The 23,649-nt window shown below is 70.7% G+C and carries 25 protein-coding genes; 6 read left to right on the forward strand and 19 right to left on the reverse strand.

All coding sequences use genetic code 11. The features are described 5' to 3' along the window. Positions 1-11: 11 nt before the first annotated feature. Both JEQ17_RS05305 and JEQ17_RS05310 read right to left on the reverse strand, forming a co-directional pair. The gene (locus tag JEQ17_RS05305) at positions 12-1,667 is read right to left on the reverse strand and encodes an MFS transporter (RefSeq protein WP_200394107.1); all 1,656 of its coding nucleotides are present in this window, start codon (positions 1,665-1,667) and stop codon (positions 12-14) included. A gap of 120 nt (positions 1,668-1,787) precedes the next feature. Next, a complete protein-coding gene (locus JEQ17_RS05310) occupies positions 1,788-2,159 on the reverse strand; it encodes a helix-turn-helix transcriptional regulator (protein WP_200394108.1) in 372 nt (123 codons plus the stop codon). 133 nt (positions 2,160-2,292) lie between these two features. Here JEQ17_RS05310 and JEQ17_RS05315 point away from each other — a divergent pair, with 133 nt between their 5' ends. Next, positions 2,293-3,144, forward strand: a complete 852-nt coding sequence (locus JEQ17_RS05315; RefSeq protein ID WP_200394109.1) for an ANTAR domain-containing protein — start codon at positions 2,293-2,295, stop codon at positions 3,142-3,144. A gap of 62 nt (positions 3,145-3,206) precedes the next feature. On the opposite strand, the gene JEQ17_RS05320 is transcribed toward JEQ17_RS05315, so the two are convergent. Then, positions 3,207-3,986 (reverse strand): PaaX family transcriptional regulator C-terminal domain-containing protein, encoded by a 780-nt coding sequence (locus JEQ17_RS05320; RefSeq protein ID WP_234048082.1) that lies wholly within the window; start codon positions 3,984-3,986, stop codon positions 3,207-3,209. A 242-nt stretch (positions 3,987-4,228) separates the two neighbouring features. On the opposite strand from JEQ17_RS05320, the gene JEQ17_RS05325 reads away from it, so the two are divergent. Beyond that, positions 4,229-5,890 carry an acyl-CoA dehydrogenase family protein gene (locus JEQ17_RS05325; protein ID WP_200394110.1) on the forward strand — a complete coding sequence of 554 codons (1,662 nt, stop codon included), beginning with the start codon at positions 4,229-4,231 and terminating at the stop codon, positions 5,888-5,890. Between the two features lie 22 nt (positions 5,891-5,912). Here the strand turns inward: JEQ17_RS05325 and JEQ17_RS05330 are convergent, their stop codons facing one another. After that, entirely contained in the window at positions 5,913-6,290 is a 378-nt protein-coding gene (locus JEQ17_RS05330) for a winged helix-turn-helix transcriptional regulator (protein WP_200394111.1), read from the reverse strand. Between the two features lie 143 nt (positions 6,291-6,433). On the opposite strand from JEQ17_RS05330, the gene JEQ17_RS05335 reads away from it, so the two are divergent. Next, entirely contained in the window at positions 6,434-7,309 is an 876-nt protein-coding gene (locus tag JEQ17_RS05335) for an NAD(P)-dependent oxidoreductase (protein ID WP_200394112.1), read from the forward strand. Between the two features lie 215 nt (positions 7,310-7,524). After that, positions 7,525-8,604 carry an AraC family transcriptional regulator gene (locus JEQ17_RS05340; RefSeq protein ID WP_200401310.1) on the forward strand — a complete coding sequence of 360 codons (1,080 nt, stop codon included), beginning with the start codon at positions 7,525-7,527 and terminating at the stop codon, positions 8,602-8,604. A 42-nt stretch (positions 8,605-8,646) separates the two neighbouring features. Here the strand turns inward: JEQ17_RS05340 and JEQ17_RS05345 are convergent, their stop codons facing one another. From JEQ17_RS05345 to JEQ17_RS05355, 3 genes are read right to left on the reverse strand one after another with little or no spacing between them, the layout of a single operon-like run. Beyond that, positions 8,647-10,089: an aldehyde dehydrogenase family protein gene (locus tag JEQ17_RS05345; RefSeq protein WP_200394113.1), complete on the reverse strand. Its 1,443-nt coding sequence runs from the start codon at positions 10,087-10,089 to the stop codon at positions 8,647-8,649. After that, positions 10,065-10,943: an SDR family NAD(P)-dependent oxidoreductase gene (locus tag JEQ17_RS05350; RefSeq protein WP_200394114.1), complete on the reverse strand. Its 879-nt coding sequence runs from the start codon at positions 10,941-10,943 to the stop codon at positions 10,065-10,067. The genes JEQ17_RS05345 and JEQ17_RS05350 overlap by 25 nt, the downstream gene beginning before the upstream one ends. Continuing rightward, entirely contained in the window at positions 10,940-12,286 is a 1,347-nt protein-coding gene (locus JEQ17_RS05355; RefSeq protein ID WP_200394115.1) for a flavin-containing monooxygenase, read from the reverse strand. Before JEQ17_RS05355 ends, JEQ17_RS05350 begins: the two co-directional genes overlap by 4 nt. A gap of 273 nt (positions 12,287-12,559) precedes the next feature. Here JEQ17_RS05355 and JEQ17_RS05360 point away from each other — a divergent pair, with 273 nt between their 5' ends. Both JEQ17_RS05360 and JEQ17_RS05365 read left to right on the forward strand, forming a co-directional pair. Then, on the forward strand, positions 12,560-13,363 hold the full coding sequence (locus tag JEQ17_RS05360) for an SDR family NAD(P)-dependent oxidoreductase (protein WP_200394116.1): 804 nt from the start codon (positions 12,560-12,562) through the stop codon (positions 13,361-13,363). A gap of 16 nt (positions 13,364-13,379) precedes the next feature. Further along, on the forward strand, positions 13,380-14,129 hold the full coding sequence (locus tag JEQ17_RS05365) for an SDR family NAD(P)-dependent oxidoreductase (RefSeq protein WP_200394117.1): 750 nt from the start codon (positions 13,380-13,382) through the stop codon (positions 14,127-14,129). Positions 14,130-14,225: 96 nt separating this feature from the next. Here JEQ17_RS05365 and JEQ17_RS05370 read toward each other — a convergent pair whose 3' ends face one another. From JEQ17_RS05370 to JEQ17_RS05425, 12 genes are all read right to left on the reverse strand, one after another. Continuing rightward, positions 14,226-14,729, reverse strand: a complete 504-nt coding sequence (locus JEQ17_RS05370; RefSeq protein WP_200394118.1) for an SH3 domain-containing protein — start codon at positions 14,727-14,729, stop codon at positions 14,226-14,228. Between the two features lie 28 nt (positions 14,730-14,757). Next, positions 14,758-15,177, reverse strand: coding sequence for a hypothetical protein (locus JEQ17_RS05375; protein ID WP_200394119.1), 420 nt, complete (start codon positions 15,175-15,177; stop codon positions 14,758-14,760). Positions 15,178-15,285: 108 nt separating this feature from the next. Next, positions 15,286-16,344 (reverse strand): MBL fold metallo-hydrolase, encoded by a 1,059-nt coding sequence (locus tag JEQ17_RS05380; RefSeq protein ID WP_200394120.1) that lies wholly within the window; start codon positions 16,342-16,344, stop codon positions 15,286-15,288. Next, the gene (locus JEQ17_RS05385; protein ID WP_200394121.1) at positions 16,341-17,939 is read right to left on the reverse strand and encodes a class I adenylate-forming enzyme family protein; all 1,599 of its coding nucleotides are present in this window, start codon (positions 17,937-17,939) and stop codon (positions 16,341-16,343) included. The genes JEQ17_RS05380 and JEQ17_RS05385 overlap by 4 nt, the downstream gene beginning before the upstream one ends. Positions 17,940-18,062: 123 nt before the next feature. Continuing rightward, positions 18,063-18,383, reverse strand: coding sequence for an EthD family reductase (locus JEQ17_RS05390; RefSeq protein WP_200394122.1), 321 nt, complete (start codon positions 18,381-18,383; stop codon positions 18,063-18,065). A gap of 55 nt (positions 18,384-18,438) precedes the next feature. Further along, a complete protein-coding gene (locus tag JEQ17_RS05395; RefSeq protein ID WP_234048084.1) occupies positions 18,439-18,858 on the reverse strand; it encodes a nuclear transport factor 2 family protein in 420 nt (139 codons plus the stop codon). Next, positions 18,855-19,205 (reverse strand): nuclear transport factor 2 family protein, encoded by a 351-nt coding sequence (locus JEQ17_RS05400; RefSeq protein WP_200394123.1) that lies wholly within the window; start codon positions 19,203-19,205, stop codon positions 18,855-18,857. Before JEQ17_RS05400 ends, JEQ17_RS05395 begins: the two co-directional genes overlap by 4 nt. Positions 19,206-19,336: 131 nt before the next feature. Further along, positions 19,337-19,963, reverse strand: coding sequence for a TetR/AcrR family transcriptional regulator (locus tag JEQ17_RS05405; RefSeq protein ID WP_143641214.1), 627 nt, complete (start codon positions 19,961-19,963; stop codon positions 19,337-19,339). 133 nt (positions 19,964-20,096) lie between these two features. Further along, on the reverse strand, positions 20,097-20,885 hold the full coding sequence (locus tag JEQ17_RS05410; RefSeq protein ID WP_234048085.1) for an enoyl-CoA hydratase-related protein: 789 nt from the start codon (positions 20,883-20,885) through the stop codon (positions 20,097-20,099). Next, positions 20,882-21,664: an SDR family NAD(P)-dependent oxidoreductase gene (locus tag JEQ17_RS05415; RefSeq protein WP_200394125.1), complete on the reverse strand. Its 783-nt coding sequence runs from the start codon at positions 21,662-21,664 to the stop codon at positions 20,882-20,884. The genes JEQ17_RS05410 and JEQ17_RS05415 overlap by 4 nt, the downstream gene beginning before the upstream one ends. Then, entirely contained in the window at positions 21,661-22,437 is a 777-nt protein-coding gene (locus JEQ17_RS05420; RefSeq protein WP_200394126.1) for an SDR family oxidoreductase, read from the reverse strand. The genes JEQ17_RS05415 and JEQ17_RS05420 overlap by 4 nt, the downstream gene beginning before the upstream one ends. Next, positions 22,434-23,648, reverse strand: a complete 1,215-nt coding sequence (locus JEQ17_RS05425; protein ID WP_200394127.1) for an acyl-CoA dehydrogenase family protein — start codon at positions 23,646-23,648, stop codon at positions 22,434-22,436. The genes JEQ17_RS05420 and JEQ17_RS05425 overlap by 4 nt, the downstream gene beginning before the upstream one ends. Position 23,649: the final 1 nt, after the last annotated feature.

The following is a 23,649-nucleotide window of genomic DNA, read 5'->3' on the forward strand; positions in this document are numbered from 1 at the left end:
TCCTCTGAGGCTCAGTCGCGCGAAGGCGGATCCTCGCGGGACTCCGAGGCGTCCGAAGCCCGTTCGCTCGCGTCGGCGGGGCTCTCGTGCACGTCCCCGGTTTCCGAGGAATCCCCGGAGGCCACGGGCGCCATGGCACCGTTTCCCTGGAGGCGCTCCAGGTCGCCGGGGCGTACCTGAATGACGATCAGGGCGATCAGGGCGCCCACGACGGCGATGATCGCCGCGACGATGAACGCGCCCGAGATGCCCGAGGTCAGCACCTGGTCGCTCCAGGGCGACGGGAGTTCGCCGGTTCTGCGGAACTCGAGGCGCTGGGCCGGGGTCGCCTCCGCCATGAAGTCGCCGACCTGATCGGTGGCCTCGTTGCGGCTGGCCGTACCGAAGACGGTCACCAGGACCGACAGGCCGAGCGAACCGCCCACCTGCTGGGTGGCGTTGAGGATTCCGGAGGCCGCTCCCGCGTCCTGCGACTCCACTCCCGAGACCGCCATCAGCGTCAGCGACACGAAGTTGAGACCCATGCCGAAGCCGAAGACCAGCATGGGGCCGAGGATGCTGCCCGCGTACGTGCTGTCGACCTCGGTCAGGGTCAGCCAGCCGAGTCCGATGGCGGACAGGACCGCGCCCACCGTCATGAAGGGCTTGGGCCCCCACTTGGGCAGCAGTTGTGAGGCGAATCCCGCGCCGATGGCGATGATCGCGCTCACCGGCAGGAAGGCGAGACCGGCCTCCAGCGGGCTGAAGCCCAGGATGTTCTGCACAAAGAGCGTCAGGAAGAAGAACATCCCGAACATCGCCGCGGCCAGGCTCAGCATGATCGCGTAGACGCCCGCCCGGTTGCGGTCGCGGAACATCCACAGGGGCGTGATGGGCTGTTTCGACCGGCGCTCGACGGTGATGAACGCGGCGAGGAGCACGACGGCCGCCGCGAAGGACGCGAGCGTCAGGCCGTCGCTCCAGCCGTCCTCCGAGGCGCGGATGAAGCCGTAGACGAGCATCACCATGCCGGCGGTGGAAGTGAGCGCGCCGAGGATGTCGAAGTGGCCCGGATGGCGCTCGGACTCCCGGATGTAGCGGGGCGTCGCCAGCACGATCAGCAGGCCGATGGGCACGTTGACGAAGAGGACCCAGCGCCAGTCGAGCCACTCCACGAGCAGTCCGCCCGCCAGCAGGCCGATCGCGCTGCCGCCGGCCGAGACCGCGGCGAACACGCCGAACGCCCTGTTCCGCTCGGGCCCTTCCTCGAACGTCGTGGTGATCAGCGAGAGGGCCGTCGGGGACGCGATGGCGCCGCCGACGCCCTGCAGCGCGCGTGCCGCGAGCAACTGCCAGGACTCCTGCGAGAGTCCGCCGAGCAGGGAGGCGAGCACGAAGAGCAGGACGCCGAACATGAAGACGCGGCGACGGCCGAGGATGTCGCCCAACCGCCCGCCGAGCAGGAGCAGACCGCCGAAGGTCAGTGTGTAGGCGTTGATCACCCAGGACAGGCTCTCGGTCGAGAAGCCGAGCGAGCTCTGGATGTGCGGAAGGGCGATGTTCACGATGGTGATGTCGAGGACCACCATCAGCTGGCAGGAGGCGATGACGAGTAGTGCGATCCCTCTGCCGCGGCCCCGCTCCGGGGACTTGGCAGTTTCCGAGGGTGTCGTCCGAGGGCCCGTCATGGCATTTGTCCTGCGTGTACGACGACGTGAGGGTCGACGTTCGCTGTACCGACGGTAGTCCTGAGCGTCCGGCCTCACCAGTCGATCTTGCGGTGCTCCGATCGGCCCCGGCGCCACTCGTCACTCGTCGGCGGGGGAACCCTGCTCGGAGACGGATGCCGTCTGCAGTCGCTGAGATCTGGTGTCGCGCTCGGCGTCGTGCCGCGCCAGTGCGGAGAGCAGACCCGCGACCGACAGCCCGGCGTCGGCCGGGTGGCGCAGGCCGGTCCCAGGCTCGATGCGGTACTCGTTCGTGCGCCCCTGCCTGGTGTGGGTGAGATAACCACCCTGTTCCAGATCGGCGATGATCTTCTGCACGGCCCGCTCCGTGAGCCGGCAGCGTGCGGCGATGTCCCGGATGCGGGTGTTCTGATCGTCGGCGATGGCAGCCAGTACGCGGGCGTGGTTGGTGAGGAAGGTCCAGCCGGAATGTGTCTCAGGTACTCCACCCATGCGCCACAGCATAGGACCTGCCATTCACGCATTCAAAAGCACGAAAGAATTTTCATGTATCACTTGACGGGTGACGCTCGGGAGCTGAGCCTGGGGGAGTTGAAGACGGCCGGACGCCTCAGGAGCGGCTGCCATGCAAGACACTGCACTCTCCGCGCAGTTCGAGAGCGGGTACGAGCCCGTCTGCGCGGCATCGGTCATCGCGGCGAGGGGGCGTCCGTCGGCGTCCCTGAAGATCGAGGCACACCAGGTCGGCGCGCGTACAGCCGTCGTGATCGCCGGTGAGATCGACCTCGACGGCGAACAGCTGCTGAAGCAGGAGCTGCGTCGAGCCCTCGCCGGGTCGGTCACCGGCGTGGATCTCGATCTGAGCGGAGTCGAGTTCTGCGACTGCTCCGGCCTCAATGTCCTGCTGCGCCTGCGTCGACGTGCGCTGAAGGACGCCAAGACCGTCGTCGTCCAGGCTGCCGGCCCGGTGGTCGAGCGACTGCTCGCCCTCACCGAGACGTCGTCGCTGTTCGCGCCCACGTACGCGCCCACAGGTGACGCTGCCAGGGCGGTGGCAGCCCTTCCGGACCAGGACGCGCGCCCCGATCGGAAACAACGCCCCACGGAGGAGGACGCGTTGCCCGACGATGCCGAGCGGGACCTGCGCGCGGAAGTCGTCCAGCTCAAGCGCGCCATGCAGACCCGGCCGGTCATCGACCTGGCCCGCGGAGTCCTGATGGCCTCCTTCGGCCTGAGCCCGGAGAACGCCTGGAACGTCCTGGTGGCGGTCTCCCAGAACACCAACACCAAGCTCCACCACCTCGCCGAGGACATGGTGGGCGCCGTCCAGGGCGACCCCCTCCCCGAACCACTCCAACAACAACTGGCAGCAGCGGTCGCCGAACTCACCACTCCCCCACCCACCAACACGACCGACGCCGACACCGACGACGGAGACCCCGACCACCCCAACCGCGGCACCGCCTCACCCCTCTGACGGCACCAGGGGATCCGTCCGGGCCAGCGCCTCGGACAACGGCTCCCCCAGGCCGGCCGCCATCAGTCGAGACCTTCCGTGGACGCCGGTTCCCGGTGCAGTGCCTCCGTCACCTCTCGTTGGTAGTCGGTGTAGGCGGCGCGCAGGGCCGGCGCCGGCCAGGGGGTGGGGAGGAGGTCGTCGGGGAGGACGGGGTCGGTCACCAGGTGGCGGACCATGGCCGCGAAGGTGGCGAAGCGGTCGGCCGGGTGGGTCAGTCGGTCCACGTGGGTCAGTAGTGCGCCCGCGGTGTGGGCCCAGTCGTCGAGCGGCCACAGGGTCGCGGCCAGGACGCGGTCGGGCTGTTCGGGGCGTGCGGTGAAGCGTTGGGTGAGGTCTGCGAGGTGGGTCGGCCAGGGGCGTCGCAGATTGGCCGGGCGGAGCCAGACGCCCTCGCGCAGTTCCGCAAGTCGCAGGCGGGACAACTCGGCGCGCAGTTCGGCCCGTTCGGCGGGTCCGCGGCCGGTCGCGGTGACGACGACGGTCTCCCACGATCCGTCCCAGGCCCTGGTTCTCGGGTGAACCGCGTCGTCCTGGCGGCGCTGGCGTTCCAGGAGCCGTTCGCTGAGGCGGTAGACCCCGTCGGCGCGGTCCAGGTCGCCCGCGGTCACCATCCGGCTGAGCGCGGCCCGCAGCGTGGAGCCGGCGATACCGAAGGGTTCGACGCTGCGGACCAGGTCCCGCACCGGAATCTCCGGCGGATGCACGCCGAGCAGCAGGCTCAGGACGACCGACCGCGCCGACAGTGGGCGCAGTTCGACGTCGCCCGGCGACTGGGTGGCGTTCATCCGCAAGGACCGCATGGATCGCATTGTGCCCGGTCGGGCGAGACGGACGCGGGTGAGGCCGTGCCAGGTACGCGTTCGGTGCCGCTCGCGTGGGCGGGGAACGCGCCCCACAAGCGGCCCAGCCAGCCCTCCAGCCCTCCAGCCCTCCAGCACGGCAAGCGGCAAGCGGCAAGCGGCAAGCGGCAAGCGGCAAGCGGCCCAGCAAAGAGCGTGTTACATCCTTGATGCGGTCGCAGAGATAGTGCAACACTGGCCGCATGGTCCCGATACTCGCGCCCGAGCAGTCCGCCACGCACGACGTCACCAACCAGGCCCCGCCCCTCACTCCCTACGACGCCTCCGACGACGCGGCCCTGCTGGAGGGGCTGCGCCGCGAGGGCGCCGGCTGGGCCGAGGAGGACGTACGACGTCTGGGTCGCCTGGCCGGTGGTGAAGAGGCCCAACTGTGGGGCGAGCAGGCCAACCGCCACGAGCCGGAACTGCGTACGCACGACCGCTACGGCAACCGGATCGACGAGGTCGAGTTCCACCCGAGCTGGCACCGGCTGATGGGAGTGGCGGTGGCCGAGGGCCTGGCCGCCTCGCCCTGGGCGGACGACAGGTCCGGCGCCCATGTCGCCCGTACCGCCGGCGGACTGGTGTGGGGCCACACCGAGGCCGGACACGGCTGCCCCACCTCGATGACGTACGCCGCCGTACCCGCCCTGCGGCGGCAGCCCGAGCTGGCCGCGGTCTATGAACCCCTGCTGGTCAGCCGGGTCTACGATCCGGGGTTGCGCGTCCCCGGCGAGAAGCGCGGGCTGCTCGCGGGGATGGGGATGACGGAGAAGCAGGGCGGCTCGGACGTCCGTACCAACACGACGGTGGCCGCGCCGACGGCCGAGCCGGGCGTGTTCACGCTGCGCGGCCACAAGTGGTTCACGTCGGCGCCGATGTGCGATGTGTTCCTGGTCCTCGCCCAGGCGCCCGGCGGCCTGTCCTGCTTCCTCGTGCCGCGGATCCTGCCGGACGGCACCCGGAACACGTTCCGTATCCAGCGGCTCAAGGACAAGCTCGGCAACCGTTCCAACGCCTCCTCGGAGCCGGAGTTCGACAACACCGTCGCCTGGCTGGTCGGCCCCGAGGGCCAGGGCGTGAAGACGATCATCGAGATGGTCAACTGCACGCGTCTGGACTGCGTGATGATGAGCGCGACGCTGATGCGCAAGACCCTCGTGGAGGCGGGCCACCACACGAAGCACCGCGGCGCTTTCGGGGCGCTGCTGATCGACCAGCCCCTCATGCGGAACGTACTGGCCGATCTGGCGCTGGAGTCCGAGGCCGCCACGACGCTCACCCTGCGGCTCGCGGGAGCCGCCGACCGCTCGATCCGCGGCGACGCGCAGGAGACGGCGTTCCGCAGGATCGCCACCGCCGTCGGCAAGTACTGGGTGACCAAGCGCGGCCCGGCCTTCACCGCCGAAGCACTGGAGTGCCTGGGCGGCAACGGCTATGTGGAGGAGTCGGGCATGCCCCGCCACTACCGCGAGGCGCCGCTGCTCTCCATCTGGGAGGGGTCGGGCAACGTCAACGCCCTCGATGTGCTGCGCGCCCTCGGCCGAGCTCCCGACACCGGCGAGGCCCTGTTCGCCGAACTCGCCCTGGCGCACGGGGCGGACGCCCGGCTCGACGCGGCCGTGCTCCGGCTCAAGGACCAGCTGTCCGACCCGGACGGCGCTGAGACGGGCGCCCGCCGGCTGGTGGAGCTCATGGCGCTGGCCCTGCAGGGCTCGCTCCTGGTCCGTCACGCCCCGGCGCCTGTCGCCGACGCCTTCTGCGCGACCCGGCTCGGCGGCGACTGGGGACACGCCTTCGGTACGCTCCCCGCCTCCGCCGACCTGGACGCGATCCTCAACCGCGCCCTGCCGGAAGCCGGTTGAGCCTGCCCGGCAGTACAGGTGCTTAGCTCTGAGAGGTCCCCGCGGCGTCGACGGGGACCTTCTCGGCGCCGATCCGCCGGATACGTTCGGTGCCCCATGCCCCGAGGGAGGCCAGGGCGGCGTTGAGCGAGACGCCGTGCTCCGTCAGGGAGTACTCGACCTTCGGCGGTACCTCCCGGTACACCTCACGATGGACGAGCCCGTCCTCCTCCATCTCCCGCAGATGCTGAATCAGCATCTTCTCGCTGACGCCCGGCAGTCCACGGCGCAGCTCGGCGAACCGGCGGACCCCGTAGTGGTCCAGCTCCCAGAGGATCAGCGACTTCCACTTGCCGGCGACCACGTCCATGGCCGCGTCGATGCCGCAGAAGTACGGACCACGCCGTGCCGAAGTCGCCATCCGTCCCCCAAGACCCGAGAACCCAAGAACCCACGAGGTACTTACCAACAGGTGAGTACCCGACTAATTAGTCCGTACTGGTCAACCCTACCGGCCCCGGAGAGGATCGAACCGAACCACAAACACGAGGGGAAACGCCGAAAATGACGACCGACAACAGTGCCCGGGTGAGTGTTCTCGGGCTTGGTGCGATGGGGACCGCTCTCGCGGGAGCCCTGGTGAAGGCCGGATACGCGACCACGTGCTGGAACCGCTCTCCGGGGAAGGCGGACGAACTCGCCGCGCAGGGCGCGGAGGTGGCCCCCACCGCCCGGGACGCGGTCCGGGCGGGCCGCCTGGTGATCGTGTGCCTTTTTGACCACGCGTCGGTCCATGAGGTGCTCGATCCGCTCTCCGACGAGCTGGCCGGACGAACCGTGGTCAACGTGACCACGACGTCACCGGCGCAGTCACGGGAGTTGGCGGACTGGGCCGCCCAGGCAGGGATCGCGTATCTGGACGGCGGAATCATGGCCGTGCCGGACATGATCGGCCGGCCCGGGTCCTCGATCCTCTACAGCGGATCGGCCGAGGTCTTCGACGAGTACAAGCCGCTGCTCGAACTGTGGGGTACCGGCAGCTACTTCGGTGAGGACGCCGGGCTGGCGTCCCTGTACGACCTCGCCCTGCTCGCCGGCATGTACGTCATGTTCGCCGGATTCCTGCACGGCGCCGCCATGGTCGCGCCGGTCGGCATGACTGCGGGCGAGTTCGCCGCGCTGGCCGCGCCCTGGCTGTCGGCCATGACCGGCGGCTTCCAGGGGTTCGCCGAGGTCATCGACGGCGGGGACTACACGGTGGCTGGGCAGCAGAGTCTCGCGTTCTCCGACCTCGGTGACCTGGTGGCCGCCAGTGCGGACCAGGGCATCAGCACGGATGTGGTCGACATGGTCCAGCGGCTCGTCCGGCGCCAGATCGACGCCGGCCACGGGGAGGAGGGCTTCGCCCGGATCATCGAGAGCATCAGGCAACCGGCCTGATCCGAGCGTGCGGGCGCCAGGGGCCGAACGCGAGGGACACGAGGGACGCCAGGGGCTGAACACGCGGGACGCAAGGGGCGCCAAGGGCCGGACAGGGGACTTCAGCGGCCAGACCCGGTGCCGCCGAGGTCCCGCCCGCCTACAGTGGGGCGCCCAGGCAAGCGGTGGGTGCGCTCAGCCAGGACATGGGTGTGCCCAGGCAGGAGGTGAGCGCGATGCCCGTCGCCGAGGTCCCGGCGGCCCCCGCGGGAACCAGTCGCAGTACATCGGCCACGATCCAGCCGAACATCCTGCGCTATCTCACCTCGGTCGCCTCCGAGCGCGGTGTCGACCTGCGCCCGCATCTGGAGCAGGTCGGTCTGGACGAGACCCTGATGCGTTCGGCGGCCCTCAGGGTCTCCTACCGTCAGGGCAGCGCGGTGATCCGGCGGGCTCTGGAGCTGACCGGCGACGAGCACCTGGGTATGAAGGTGGGCGCGGCGCAGCACCTGACCGCCTGGGGGCTGCTGGGCTTCGCGCTCATGGCCGCGGAGAACCTGCGGCAGGCCGCCGAGACCGGGGTGACGTACCAGAATCTGTCCGGGGCGATGGTGGTGTGGTCGGCGGGCGAGGAGGACGGCGGCTTCGCCATCCGTGCCGAGCTGCCCGATCCGGCCTTGGATCCAGGCGTGGCCGTCTTCCTGATCGAGGAGGCGCTGACCTCCGCGGTCACGCTGGCCCGGTTGACGGTCGGCCCCGAATTCGCCCCGCGCGTCGCGGAGTTCGCCTTCCCCGCACCGGCCCACAAAGACCCGTACGGCGCCTTCTTCGGCTGTCCGGTCCGCTTCGGTGTCCCGGTCAGCCGTGTCGTCATCGACCCCGGGTGGGCCCGGGCGCCGATGCCGGGCCGGGATCCGGTGACGTTCGCGTCGGCGTTGGAGACGCTCGACGAGCAGATGGCCTCGCGTCGGCACCACCAGGAACTGCTGGAGGTCATGGAGATCTCCATCGCGCAGAGCCTCCCGGTGGTGCCGTCGTTCGCCGAGCAGGCACGTCGGCACGCGGCCAGCGAGCGCACGCTCCGGCGCCGGCTGGCCGACTGCGGCACCACGTACGAGGCTCTCGTCGACGGAGTGCGCAGGGAGCGCGTCGAACAGTTGCTGCGGCGCCCGGAACTGACGCTGCGTGACATCGCCCATCAGGCAGGTTTCTCCGACGAGCGGACCCTGCGCCGAGCGGTGCGCCGATGGCACGGCACCTCTTCGCGGCGGTTTCGGGAGGAAGTGCTGGGCGCCGAGGGGCCGGCCCGGGGCTGACGCCGCAGGGGGCACCTCGAACGCCCCCTGCTCATCGGTCGCTCAGCGGCTTCGGATCCAGACGGTCTTCTCCCTGGTCCACTGTTCGAAGGCGTTCGTGGACTTCTCCGCGCCGCCGAAGCCGGACTCCTTCCAGCCGCCGAAGGGGGTCGTGATGTCGCCTTCGCTGTAGGAGTTGACCGAGACGACCCCGGCCTGGATGCCTCGTGCCAGGCGCAGGGCGGCGTCGAGGTCGCGGGTCCACACGGAGGCCGCGAGCCCGTACGCGGTGGCGTTGGCCAGGGCGATCGCCTCGGTCTCCGAGGTGAAGGTCTGCAGCGTCACAACCGGCCCGAACAGCTCTTTGGTGAGGACGTCGCTGCCTTCGGGGGCGTGGGTGACGACGGTCGGCGGGTAGTAGGCGCCGTGCGGCGGCAGGCCGTCGGGCAGACCCGAGGTGTGGATGTGGGCCCCTTCGGCGCGGGCGGCCTCCACGGCTCCCGCGACCCGGTCGAAGGCGGCGCGGTTCACCAGGGGTCCGATGTGCGTCCGGGGGTCGGCCGGGTCGCCGATGACCAGGTCCCTCGCGGCGACCGTGAACCGGGCCAGGACGTCGTCGGCGATGCTCCGGTGGACCAGGATGCGGGAGCCCGCCGTGCAGTTCTGGCCCATCGTCAGGAACGCGGCCTCGATCATGCCGTCGATGAGGTCGTCCCCGTAGACGAGGGCGTCGGCCATCAGCACCTGAGGGCTCTTGCCGCCCATCTCCAGCGAGACGCGCTTGAAGTTGGTCTCGGCCGCGTCCTTGAGGATCCGCCGCCCGGTGTCGGTGGACCCGGTGAACGACAGCGCTCCCACGAGGGGGCTGCGGGCCAGGGCGGTCCCGGCGACCGGGCCGTATCCGGGCAGGACCGTGAGGACGCCGTCCGGGAGGCCGGCCTCGGCGGCGAGCCCGGCCAGGTGGAGCGCCGAACGCGGTGTCGCCTCGGCGGGCTTGACCAGCAGGCAGTTTCCCGCGGCCAGCGCGGGCCCGACCTTCCATGCGGTCATGGCCAGCGGGTAGTTCCACGGCAGGATCGCCGCGACCACCCCGATGGGCTCGCGGCTCGTCAGGCCCAGGCTGTCGGACCCGGTGGGGGCCACGCGGCCGAACATCTTGTCGGCCGCCTCCGCGAACCAGCGGATCGACTCGATCGCGCCGGGTACGTCGCCCGCCCGGCACTCGGAGATCGGCTTGCCCGCGTCCTCGCTGTCCAGCCGGGCAAGCAGTTCGGCGTCGCGTTCCATCAGAGCGGCCAGCCGCAGCAGCACCGCGCTGCGCTCACGGACCGGCGACCGCGACCAGACTCCCGAGTCGAAGACCTGTCGGGCCTGCTCCGCGGCCTTGGCCACGTCCTCCGCCGTCGCGGCGGGGAGCGTGGTGTTCAGCTCCCCCGTCGTGGGGTTGAGCACGCGCAGTACGGACCGGCTCTCCACTGTGGTCATGCCTCCTCCACCAGTTCCCATCGGTCGTCGACCCGGTTCGCAAGACCTCTGCGGCGCAGGTCCTCCAGATAGCGGGCCATGCCTCGGTCGCCTCTCCCGCGGAAGAGCGGGAGGACCTTGGGCAGCAGATTCGGCGCGAGCATCGCGAACCGGACGAGCCACGACTCACCGGTCCGGGCGTACGCCTCCAGGCGTGGCCTGTCCAACAGTCCGACGACGGCCGCCACGACGTCGGCGGGCTGCTGCGGCCGGTCCTGGAACTGCATGGAGTTTCCGCCGTCCACGGCCTCCTGGCGCAGCATCCGGGTGTCGGTGGCCGACGGGAGCACCGATCCGGCGAGGATGCCCTTGCTCCTGAGGTCGAGCCCGATGGAGAGCATCGCGCCGCGCAGTCCGAACTTCGAGGCCGTGTAGATGGGGGTCTCACCCAGCGGGAAGATCCCGCCGAGGGAGACGGTGGTGACCACGCGGGCGTCCCGGGAGGCCTGGAGCAGGGGGATCGCGATCCTGGTCGCGATCAGCGGGGAGGTCAGGTTGAGCGTGATCTCCCGTTCGATGCTCTCGACGCTGCGGACGTCGAAGCGTTCGGTGCTGGTCATGCCCACGTTGTTGACGAGGACGTCGAGCCGGCCGTACGTGTCGCCGACCAGGTCGAAGAGTCGCTCCACCTGGGAGCGGTCGAGGACGTCGCAGCCGATGCCCAAGTGCCCGGTGCCGGGCAGCTCGTCGGCGGTCCTCTCGGCGCGGGCCGCGTCGATGTCGACGACCACGCAGCGGGCGCCGCCGGAGGCGAAGCGGCGGCACATCGCGCTGCCGATACCGCCCGCGCCGCCGGTCACCAGCATGACCTTGTCGGTGAAGTCGAAGCCGCTCACGACACCGTCTCCGCCCGTCGCGGGGACCTCACCGGAGGCGGCTGTCCCTCGGTGCGCCAGCCCATCCGGGCCGCGACCCTGGCGAGATGCTTCACGAAGGTCGCGCTGTCGACGTAGCCGGTGTGGCGGGGTGAGGCGACGAACTTCAGGCCTCCGGTGAGGTCCGGCCGGTCGCTGCGGATCATGCCCGCGAAGCGCTCCGCGTTGGGCAGCCCGTGCCGCGTGTCGTGGATGTACCCGGCGATCAACTGAGCCTGGGTGTCGAAGAGTTGGTACGCGCCGGAGTTGGTCTCGATGAAACCGACGCCGAACAGCCCCTGGTGCTCGCGGGAGAACGACGACAGGTACAGGTCGGGGTGCTGTTCGTCGCCGAAGTACTTCTGCGCGACCGGCACCTTGTGCAGATAGCCGGTGGCCATCAGGACGAGGTCGAAGTCGTCGCTCGAGCCGTCGGTGAAGTACACGGTGCTGCCCTCGGCGCGGGCGATCCCCGGTTTGGCGGTGATGTCCCCGTGCTGGAGGTGGTGGATCAGCATCGAGTTGACCGCGGGGTGTGTCTCGAACAGCCTGTGGTCCGGCTTCTGCAGGCCCAGACGCCTCGGGTCGCCGTTGACGACCCGCAGGAGAGCGCCGAAGACCCGCTGTTCCAGCCACATCGGCAGCTTCGGCCCGCCCGCCGCGATGGTGTCCACCGGTCGCCCGAACAGATGCTTGGGGATGAACCAGTAGCCGCGCCGCATGCTGATCACCGCGTGGTCCGCGCTGCGCGCCGCGTCACAGGCGATGTCGCAGCCGGAGTTGCCCGCGCCCACGACCAGCACCCGCTTCCCGCGCAGTTCCTCGGCGCTACGGAAGCCGACCGTGTGGCGGAGCTCGCCGGTGAAGTTCCCCGGCAGTTCGGGGAGGTTGGGGTGCCACTGAGCGCCCGTGCACACCACGACCTGGCCGTGGACGCTCTGCCGTCCGTCGGCCCGGGTGACGGTCCAGGTCCCGTCCGCGTTCTTCTCGACGCCCTCGACCCCGACGCCGAACTCGATCCGGTCCGTCAGCCCGTAGGCGTCGGCGAACGAGCGCAGGTACGACAGGATCTGGCGGTGCGGGGGATAGTCCGCGAAGTGGTCGGGCATCGGCCAGCCGCCGTATCCCGAGAGCGTCCTGCTGGAGATGAAGTGGGCCGACTCGTACATCGGGCTGCCGGGGTTGTCGATGTCCCAGATGCCGCCGGGACCGGTGTGCCGCTCCAGGTGCGTGTAGGGCAGGTTCCTCTCTGCCAGGGCCCTCGCGACCGCCAGCCCGGCAGGTCCCGCCCCGATGACACAGGTGTCGTACTGGGTCTTCTCCACGAGCCCGCCTCCTTTCTCCTCGCACTTCGCCGGTGTTGCCGGAAACCTATGCACCGGGCGGCCGACGCGAACTGGTCTGCGCGGCCACGGAGGGGACCTCGGCGGCCATGGGCATGCCCTCCCGGGGCCCGGCCCCGTCACCGGGCGGCGCCGGGCCGGATGGAAGGCGTGTTCCGAGCCTTGTCGCCCTCGCGCCCCGGACCTAGACTCGACATCGAACTGAAGTTGGTTCAGTTTCTTGGATCCGACGGCTCACGGACGGGAGTGAACGTCATGGTGGGTTCTCTCGACGGCAAGACCGCCCTCGTCACCGGGGCGGGCCAGGGCATCGGGCGGGCGATCGCCGTGGAGTTCGCCCGGCAGGGGGCCTCGGCGGTCACCGTCGCCGACCGGAACCGCGAAACCGCCGATGAGACGGCGGAGCTGGTGCGCGCGGCGGGCGCGAAGGCCGAGTCGATCGTCTGCGATCTGCGGGTGCCCGACGACATCGAGGCGATGGTGGCGCGGTCGGCGGAGCGGTTCGACGGGCTCGACGTGCTGGTCAACAACGCCGGGGTGATCGAGACCACGTTCACGTCCGACCCCGGCCGAAGCGTCGAGACGCTGGCCGAGGAGGTGTGGGACGCGGTCTACGAGGTCAACCTCAAGGCCGTGTGGCTCACCACCAAGTACGCGGCGCCCTTCCTGCGCGCTTCCCGGCGCGGCCCGGCCATCGTGAACACGGCCTCCGTATCCGGTCTCACCGGCTTCCCCAATGCCCCCGCCTACGGGGTGACGAAGGCGGGTGTCATCCATCTGACCAAGGTCACCGCCGTCGATCTCGCCCCCGTGCGCTGCAACTGCTTCTGCCCCGGCGTCATCGACACACCGCTCGCGCAGGACTTCTGCGCGGCGGCCGAGGACCGTGAAGCGATGGAACGGGAGCTGACCGCACCCCAGTTGGTGGACCGGCTCGGACGGCCGGAGGAGGTGGCCCGCCTCGCCTGCTTCCTGGCGTCCGACGACGCGGCGTTCATCACGGGCTCCTCGTATGTGATCGACGGCGGCGCGCTGGCCTGGCGCGGCGTGAAGAACTGAGCACGTGGGAGACACGATGGAACCGAGACTGGCCGGGAAGGTGGCGCTGGTGACCGGCGCGACCGGAGGAATCGGCGAAGCGGTCGTACGTCGGCTCACGGCCGAGGGCGCGGCCGTGGTCGTGACCGATGTCGACGCCGACCGCTGCGCGAAACTCGCCGAGGAGGTCGGGGGCGGTGCCGTGGGCCTGGCCCTGGACGTGACCGACGAGTCGGCCTGGGAGGCGGTCGTCACCCGCGCGACCGCCGAGCTGGGCGGCTTGTCCGTGCTGGTCAACAACGCCGGCATCGCCGCGATGGGCACCGTCGAGACGGAGACCCAGGAGACCTGGGACCAGGTCATCGGCGTGACACAGACCGGCGTCTGGCTCGGTATGAAGCACGGCGGCCCGGCCATCGAGCGCTCCGGCGGCGGCTCGATCGTCAACGTCGCGTCGATCTTCGGCACGGTCGGCGGCTTCGGCGCCCAGTTCTCGTATCACGCGGCCAAAGGGGCCGTCCGCCTGATGACGAAGAACGCCGCGCTGCACTGGGCGAAGCGCGGTGTACGGGTCAACTCCCTGCACCCCGGCTTCATCGAGACACCCCGCTCCCGTGAACTGTGGCGCGGCACACCGCGGTTGGCCGCCATGCTCGACGGCACCCCGCTCGGCCGCCTCGGCACACCCGAGGAGGTCGCGGCCACCGTCGCGTTCCTCGCCTCCGACGACGCGAGCTTCATGACCGGCTCGGAGCTGTACGTCGACGGGGGCTGGACGGCGCGATGAGCGGGACCGGGACCTGACCGGACGGTCCCGTCACACGGGGTACTGGCCGTGCGACCCGCCCCGCCGCAGTGGGCGCGGTGGGTCGCACGGTCCTGCTCAGCACTGCGGGATCTGGGACTTCCAGGTGCCCGGGCCGCCCGTGTCCAGGTACCAGTCGTTGACATAGCCGTCGCCGATTCCGTTGTCGACCCGCATCCAGTAGCGGTAGCCGTTGCCGTCCGCGTCCGGGTCGCCGGTGGTCCAGCAGATGAGGCCGAGCTGGTCCCCGTTGTGGTACTGCCCGAAGACGGGGGACTTCGCGGCCCCGTAGCTCGGGCCGGTGCGTACGGCCAGGTGGGAGCCCGCGTCGATGCCGGTGACGTACGCGCAGTTGGTCCGGTCGCCCGAGATGCTGCACTGGTGGATGGCGGCGCCCGCCGGGCCGGCTCCGCCGACCACGGCCGAGGCCGCGGCGGTCAGCACGGCGCCGGTGGCGGCGAGCGCACGCAGACGCCGCTTGGACCGCGTCCGCAGGTTCGACGAATGCGGCAGGTCCAAGTTGTGCGGCTGGTCCGAGGTGTGGGGCTGGTCCGACCGGCGCGGCTGGTTCGACTGCTTCATGAGGGGTCCTTCCATGGGGTCGGCGGGGTCAGCACTGGTGGATCAGCGGCTTCCATGTGCCGGGGCCGCCGGTGTCGAGATACCAGTCGTTGACGTAGCCGCTGGAGCTCCCCGTGGAGACCTTCATCCAGTAGCGGTAGCCGTGGCCGTCCGCGTCCGGGTCGCCGGTGGTCCAGCAGTTGACCTCCAGCCACTGCCCGTTGCCCCAACGGGCCACCGGCGTCGAGCCGTAGTTCGGTGCCATGCGCATCACCAGGGCCGAGCCCGGGTCGATACCGGTCACCTGGGCGCAGCGGGCCGGGTCGCCCGGGCCTGCGCCGGGGCACGGACGTGGCGCCGCCTGGGCGGGTGTGGCCGCGAGCAGCCCGGCCCCGGCGAGCAGGACGGTGGCCGCCCCCGCGACGGCCGCCGAGCCCGTTCGGGACCTGAGTAGCCGTGACGTCAGCATCGGTTCCTCCGTTCGATGGTCATGGTCGACGACCTTGGCATCCAACGGGGACGGGCACATCCTGTGATGTCTCAGGGTGCTGGTGCGGCCTGTTCGGCGAAGGGCCCGCTAGGCAGGGGCGGGGACGACGGCGTACAGGTCGACGTCGCCCTCCTGCGAGCGGTGCGCACGCCCTTCGGCCACCAGGACGTCCAGATGTGCCGCGGTCTCGTTGACGGCGAGCATCTGGTTGAACGGGCTGAGGTCGGCGAAGGCCACCTTGCGCCGGGTCCAGCCCAACTCCCCCGCCACGGCATGGGCGTTGAGCCTGCGGTCGCCGAGAACGGTGAGCGCCTCGGTGAGCCGGTCGTCGTGATGGGCCAGCAGTTCGCCGACGCGTGCGTGGACGCTGTCGCCGACCGGGCCGTGCGCGGGCAGCAGCCGCGCGTCGGAGAGTGTGGTCATCAGCCGCAGCGAGGCGAGGTAGTCGCCCAACGGCAGTGTGCCGCCGCCGAGTTCGAAGCCGATGGAGGGGGTGATGTGCGGCAGGACGTGGTCACCGGAGAACAGCAGGCCCCGGGCCCGGTCGAGGTAGACGACGTGGCCGCGGGTGTGGCCGGGGGTGGGGATGACCGTCAACCCGGCGTCCCCGAAGCGGAGTTCCTCGCTCTCCAGCCAGCGGTCCGGTGCCTCCCACACGCTCGGGTCGAAACCGCCGTGGTCCATTGCGGCGATGCGCTCGGCGAGTTCATGGGCGCCGGCCCGGCGCAGTGTCCGAAGCGAGCCGACCGGCTGGTCCGTACGCAGTTCCCCGAGCAGTTCCAGGCCGCGGCGCTCGCCGGAGCCGAGGTAGACCCGGGAGCCGAGCAGTCTGCGCAGTTCGACGGCCTGGGTGTAGTGGTCGCGGTGGATGTGGGTGACCAGGACGTGGCTGATCGCGCCGAGGTCGTGGCCGAGCCCGCCCAGCGCGTCCTCAAGTGCCTTGCGGGACTGAGGGATCGACCATCCCCCGTCGATCAGGACCACCCCTTCCGTCAGCCCTTCGAGAGCGTAGACGTTGACGGCCCGCAGCCCGTCGTCCGGCAGCGGGAGCGGGATGCGGTGGACGCCGGGACGTACGGTCTCGGCTCCTGCTTCCGCCCAACTGCCGCGGTCGAAGCGGGTGACAGGGGTCGTGGGGGTGGTCATGCATCTCCTTGACGAGGCGGTTCCTGCTCCGACTCCGGCGCCGGCGTCTGTTCCGGCGACGGCTTGGGCGTCGGCTCCGGCTCCGGCTCCGGCTCCGCTGAGAGCCGTGCGTGCAGTTCGCGGGCGAGTTCGCGGGCTCCCGACCGGTCGAGCTTGCCGACGGTGGTCTGCGGCAACTCGCCCACGGTGAAGGAGAATTCGGGCCACTTGGCCTTGGACAGGCCGGTGCGGGCGAGGTGCGCGGTGATCTCGTCGAGGCCGAGGGCGTCGCCGCTGTCCACGGGCACGACGAGGACGGCTGCGCGTTCGCCGAGCAGCGGGTCCGGTACGGGGGTCACGCAGACGTGGGCCACCGACGGGTGCCCTGCGACGGCGCGCTCGATCTCGGTGATGTCGAGGTTGCGGCCGCCGCGGATGATGACGTCCTTCTCGCGGCCCATGATGGTGACCGTGCCGTCGTCGCCGGTCATGAGCAGGTCCCCGGTGGGGAAGAAGCCGTCCGGGGTGAGGGCGGGCGGTTCGACCTTGCCGTCGCGGGCGTAGCCGAGGAAGAGGGAGGGCCCGCGGACCTCGGCCCGGCCCGTCCGGCCGGGCCCCAGGACCGTTCCGTCGGGGGTGACGGCTCGGAGTTCGGTGCCGGGGAAGGGCCGGCCGTCGCGGTCCAGGCGGAGTTCCTCGGGGTCCTCGGGCCGCGGCGAGGTGTGGCCGAGGCACTCGGACATGCCGAACACCCGCAGGATCCTCGTACCGAGAGAGCGTTCGGCGCGGGCGAGTGCGCCGCGGTCCATGGGACCTCCGCCGACGGTGATCGACCGAACGCCTTCGAGGACACGCGATCCGGCCGCCGCCGAGCCCATCTGGAGGGCCATGGTCGGCACGCACATGGTCCACCTGACGTCGTGGGCCGCCATCCGCGCCAGTGCCTCCTCACGGTCCCATCGTCCGCTGAGGACGAGCGGTCCGCCGAGCATGAGCGCCATACAGACGCCGAAGCAGTACGCGGCCGTGGAGGAGAGGGGAACGACGGCGGCCACGGCGTCACCGTCGCACAACCCGTTGATGTCGGCGGTACTGGAGCAGGCGTACCGCAGTGCGCTCTCGGACTGGACGACACCCTTGGGTCGTCCGGTCGAGCCGGAGGTGAGGCCGATGAGGGCGCCGCCGGACCAGCGGGAGACATCGCGCGGGCCGCGGCCGGCGAGAACCGTCCAGCCGTCCAGGGCCTCGTCCTGCCGCGCGCCCGGCATGCCGTCCCGGCCGTGCCACTCCTGGAGGGCGGCCGGTTCGGCGATCACGACGTCGGGGCGGATGTCCTCCAGGGCGGCGGCGAACTCCGCCCGGGTCGTATGCCGGTTGACCAGGGCCAGGACGCCGCCGGTCATTCCCACGGCGAGGGTCGCCGCCACGGTGCGCCAGGTGTTGTCGGCCTGGAGGAGGACCGTGCCGCCGGGTGTGCCGTCAGGTGTCATGGTGTCGGCCAGGTCGGCCGCGCGCGCCAGGAGTTCGCGCGCGGTGTGCGGCCCGGTGTCGTCGACGACGGCCGTGAAGTCGGCCTCCTCGGCCCGCTCCTGGAAAGCTCGTACTGTCTGTCGCATCCGCTTCCTCGCCTCGTCGCGCGAAAGGTGGTGATGTCCGTTCCCGCCGGCCGACCCGCCCGCCGACGCACTCGCCGCGCTCGGCCGAATCGGCCAACTCGACCCGCTCAGCCGCTCAGCCGCTCAGCCCGCGAGCATGTCCTTCTCGCCGCCCATGACCGCGATCCGGCGGCCCTTCATGTCGCCGACCTGGGCCACGGCCGCCGCCCATTCGGGGCTGTCGAGGGCCTTGCGCAGGTCCTCCGCGGTGTCGAAGCCCAGCACGGAGACGCCGTCCCAGCCTTCGGAGCGCGGTTCGAGTGCCGTCTCGATCTCGGTGTGCCGCCAGGACCTGAGTCCGGGCAGGGTGCGGGTCAGTTCGGCGTGGTCGCCGCGCCACCAGTCGATGAACCGCTCATGGGTCCAGTCGGACGGCCGGGCGGCCATCAGCACGAGGTTGTACATCGTCGCTCCTCACACTTCTGAAGCTTGTCGGGCTTCTCAGGCTCGCCGGAACTCCTCAGCTGAACAGCACGGAGGGCGAGCGGCCGATGAGCAGCCGCCGCACCCGGCCCGTGTCGGTCAGGCGCGCGGAGGCCACGAAGGTCGCCTCCGGTTCGCCGTGCCGCCGTACCTCGCCGAGGAACAGCTCGTCCCGGCCGACGGTGCTCGCGGAGAGCAGGTGGTGGGTGCGGACGCCCACCTCGCGCTGGGCGAGATAGCCCTCCATCTCGGCCCGGCCGCCGTGGAAGTCGGTCGCGCCGTCGCCGCCGGTGGAGAACAGGATGGAGAACGAGAAGTCGTCGCTGATCAGGTCGAGGATCCGGTCGGCGTCCTCGCTGTCCAGGATCGCGAACCAGGTCGTCAGGAAGGAGGCGCCGGGCTGCGAGGCGGCAGGCTGGGAAGCAGCGGACCGGGAAGCGCGGGACTGTGTGGTCATGGCCGGTCCACCAGGTCGAAGTCGGTGGTGAAGAAGGACTGGTAGCGCGACATCAGCCCGGCGGGCGAGATCTGCGCGGCGGAGAGGAAGGCGCCGGTGGTCGCGCCCTTCTCGATCACGAAGCCGTACACCGTCTCGACGTCGCCGTCGACCGCGTGCCGCACGATCTCGTGAGTACGCTCCACCGCGGCGCGTCCGGCGATGTAGCCGGCGAAGTCCTCGCGGGACTCCCCGGCCCGCTGTCCTCCGGGAAGCGCGATGAGGAAGCGGAAGTCCGGCTCCAGGAGTTCCAGGGCCTTGTCGGGATCCTGGCCGTCCATGGCGGCCATGTATGCGCGAAGCACCATGCTGATCGTTCTCCTCGGCGTTCCTGTCAGCGTTCTTGTGTTCTAAAACAACCTGAGTTCACTTCAGTTTGAATGTAAGGCGGGTGTCCCGCCCCCGGCAAGAGGCGGGACGTGGCCGACGGCCGGGACCGCTACTCGGCGACCATGCGCACCACGCATCCTTCGATCATGTCGCTGATCTCCGGGAGCGGGATGGCGCCGCTGGGGCGGTACCAGCGCCAGACGCTCACGATCATTCCGAGGACGGCCAGCCCGAGGGTGTGCGCGTCCCGGACCGGAAAGGCGCCCTTGGACATGCCGCGCATCAGCAGGTTCGTCCAGTCCCGCTCGACCATCTGCACCAGCTGGCGGGCCGCGACGCGCTCGGTCTCCTCGCGCTTGGACTTCCGCGGGGTGGCGAGCAGCGACATGTTGGCCTGCAGGATGCGCATCTGGCGGATCTCCTGCTCGGTGACCGCGAAGGCGGTACGGACCCCCGCGCGCAGCTCCTCGACCGGCTCCGACTTCCCGGCCGTGGCCTCGACGAACATGTCGTGCGAGCGCTGCAGCTCCAGGCGCATGATGGTCAGCAGGCAGTGGGCCTTGGACTCGAAGTAGTGGTACAGGGCGGTCTGCCCGATGCCCACCCGGTCGGCGACCTCGGACCACTTCGTGTTCTCGTAGCCGTCCTCCCCGAACCGCTCCACGGCCGCCACGAGAATCGCGGCCCGCTTGGACCTGGGCCCCTCGTCCGGATCCACGATCCGCGCGCTCACCATCGTCTCTCCCTCTTCTCGCCACGAGCGGCACCGATCACCGCTCGGGTGTCCGAGAGTAGACCCAAGTTCAAGTCGGTTACGAATGGAAGGCCGGTTACGAACGAAAGAGGGAGTACCGGCCCGTTCTCGGTGCTCACGGGACCGGGGCGTGCGTGAAGTCGGGCCGGCGCTTGGCGAGGAAAGCGGCCACGCCTTCGCGCCCCTCGGCGGAGACCGCGGCGGCGGCCAGTTGGCGGGCCTCCGCGTCGAGGTGTTCGCCGAACCCCGCCGACAGCGCCCCGGCGACCAGCCGCCGCGTCGCCCCGTACGCCCCCGTGGCCCCGCGTGCCAGCGCGCCCGCGGCCTCGGCGGCCTCCTCGTACAGCAGCTCCGGCGCGACGACTCTGCTCACCAGGCCCATCTCCAGGGCCTCGGCGGCCGGGATCCGGCGGTTGGTCAGCAGCAGGTCCATCGCCCGCCTCGGTCCGACTAGGCGGGGCAGCGACCAGCTGACCCCGGCGTCCGGCGAGTACCCGATGCCGGTGTACGCGGCCGTGAAGCCGGCGTCCGAGGCCGCGAAGCACAGGTCGGCCGCCGCGGCGAGCCCCAGCCCGGCCCCCGCCACGCTCCCTTGCACGGCCGTCACCAGGGGTGCGTCAAGGCCGGCGAGGATCCGCAGCGCTCCGTGCAGCGCGTCGGTGACCTCGGTGAGGTGCGCGACCAGCCGTTCACCGGAGAGGGCCGCGAACTCCCTCAGGTCGCCTCCGACGCAGAAGGACCGGCCCTGTCCGGTGAGCAGCACGGCCCGTGCTCCCGCCCGCTCGCACTCCCGCGCGGCCTCCAGCAGCGCCCCGGCCATCGCCAGGTCGATCGCGTTGCCGGCCCCGCGGCACATCTCGACGCGCGCCACTCCGTCACCGTCGACCTCGACCGTCACCCTCATCGCGCCGTCCATCCGCCGTCAACGGTGAGCACCTGCCCGGTGCAGTACGAGGACGCGTCCGAGGCCAGATAGAGCAACGCCCCGTCCAGTTCGCCCTGTTCACCGCCCCGGCCGAGCATCGTGCCGCGCTCGACCCAGCGCCGGGACCGCTCGTCCGCGAACAACTCGTGGGTCATCTCGGTGCGGAACCAGCCGGGGGCCAGGGCGTTGACGCGAATCCCCGACTGCCCCCACTGACCGGCCAGTTCACGGGTCAGCCCGACGAGTCCGGCCTTCGAGGCGGCGTAGGCGGCACCGCCCATCGGCGCACCGGAGACCAGCCCGAGGACGGACGAGACGTTCACGATGGATCGCGTACGACCGGAGGAGGGCGCCTCCGCCAGCAGCCGGGCGAGATGGAAGGCGGCCACGAGGTTCACGGCCAGTACGTCCGCGAAGTCGTCGGCGCTCTCGTCCTCGGCCCGTACCGCTCCGGGCGCCCCCGCGTTGTTGACGAGGATGTCGAAGCGTCCGCCGGCCGCGAGCACGGTCTCGGCCAGTCGCACACGGTCCGCCTCCCGGGAGACGTCACAGACGACGGGGTGGATACGCGGATCGTCGTCGGCCAGTTCCTTCAGCCGGTCGGGTCTGCGGGCCGCGGCGAACACCGTGGCACCGGCGGCGGCCAGGACGGTCGCGAACCGCGCCCCGAGTCCCGAGGAGGCCCCGGTGACGACGGCTGTCCGGCCGTGCAGCGAGAACAGGTCCGTGTCCCGGTTGGTCGGGAAGGCCGTCGTCATGCGTCCACCCCGATCGGCAGTACGGTCGCCCCGCCGTCCAGGACGAGGGTCTGGCCGGTCATCCACGCCGACGCCTCGGAGGCGAGGAAGACCGCGGCGTTCGCCACGTCCTCCACCGTTCCCAGCCTGCGCAGCGGCAGTTTCGCGGTGAGGATCGGCTCCCTCGGTTCCCAGACGGCCCTCGCCAGCTCGGTCTTGATCAGACCGGGCGCGATCGCGTTCACCCGCGCCCGCGGCCCGAGTTCGTACGCCAGCTGTCGGGTCATGTGGAGCATCGCCGCCTTGGTGGCGTTGTACCAGCCGATGTGCGGATCGACGATCAGCCCGCCGACGGAGGCGATATTGACCACCGCTCCCCCGTGCTCCGCCATCCACGCCCGCCAGGCGCACCGGGTCCAGGCGATCATGCCGTACTGATTGACCCGTACGGTCTTCTCCGCGCGCGGCAGGTCGAGGTCGAGCAGATCGCCCATGTACGGGTTGGTGGCCGCGTTGTTGACCAGGATGTCGAGGCGGCCGAACCGTGCCATGGTCTCCTCGGCACAGCGCTCGGCGTCGTCCGGTTCCCCGGCGTTGGCGACCACCTCGTGCACCTCGCCGTCGCCCTTGACCCGGAGCAACTCCTCGCGTGCGACGGCGAGTCCGTCCGGTTTGCGGGCGGCGATCACCACATGGGCCCCCGCCTCCCGGTACGCCTTGGCGATGCCCAGGCCGATGCCCCGGGAACCACCGGTGATCACGGCGACGCGGCCGTCCAGCGCGTGTCCGCTCATGCCGACTCCTCGCGGTACTTGGTCAGTTCACGGCGTGCCACGGTCCGCAGATGCACCTCGTCGGGCCCGTCGGCGATCTTCAGCGCCCGGGTGATGGCGAACAACCGCGCCAGTACGGTGTCGTCGCTGACCCCCGCTGCCCCGTGCGCCTGGACCGCCCGGTCGACCACCCGATGGGCGACCTCCAGCGCGGCCACCTTGATGGCGGCGACCTCGGTACGGGCGGCCGCGTTGCCGGACGTGTCCATGAGCCAGGCGGACTTGAGGACCAGCAGCCGCAGTTGCTCGATCTCGATCCGGCTGCGGGCGATCCACTCGCGGACGACACCCTGTTCGGCGAGAGCGCCACCGAAGGCCGTACGGGTCAGGGTCCGGCGGCACATCAACTCCAGCGCCCGCTCGGCGAATCCGACGGCGCGCATGGCGTAGTGCATGCGCCCGGGCCCCAACCTCCCCTGGGCCAGGGCGAATCCCTCACCCTCACCGCCCAACAGGCCCGACACCGGCACCCGTACGTCCTCGAAGAGGACATCGCCGTGGCCGCAGCGGTCGGTGTAGCCGAACATCGGCAGATCGCGCAGGACGGTGATGCCGGGGGTGTCGCGCGGGATCAGCAGCATGCTCTGCTGCCGGTACGTGGGCGCGTCCGGGTCGGTCACACCCATGAGGATGATCAGCCGGCAGTCCGGATCGAGGATCCCGGAGGTGTACCACTTGTGGCCGTTGACGACGTACTCGTCGCCGTCGCGGGTGATCCGGGTGCGGATGTTGCGTGCGTCGGAGCTGGCGACCTCCGGCTCGGTCATCGCGAAGCACGACCGGATCTCGGCCGCGAGCAACGGCCGCAGCCAGCGGTCCTGTTGCTCCTCCGTGCCGAACAGGGCGAGCAGTTCCATGTTGCCGGTGTCCGGGGCCGAGCAGTTGAACACCTCGGGGCCGATGACCGACCGCCCGGCCAGCTCGGCGAGCGGCGCGTACTCGAGGTTCGTCAGGCCCGCGCCCCAGTCTCCGTGCGCGAGGAAGAGGTTCCACAGCCCCTCGGCGCGCGCCTTCTCCTTCAACTCGCGCATGACCGGCGGCAGTTCATGCGGATTGTCCGCCTGGGCCAGCTGCCTGTCGTACACGGGCTCGGCGGGAAGGACGTACTCGTCCATGAACGCGGCCATGCGCGAGCGGAGTTCGTCGGTCCTCGGGGAGAGTCCGAAATCCATG

This window comes from Streptomyces liliifuscus (assembly GCF_016598615.1).
Lineage (GTDB): Bacteria > Actinomycetota > Actinomycetes > Streptomycetales > Streptomycetaceae > Streptomyces > Streptomyces liliifuscus.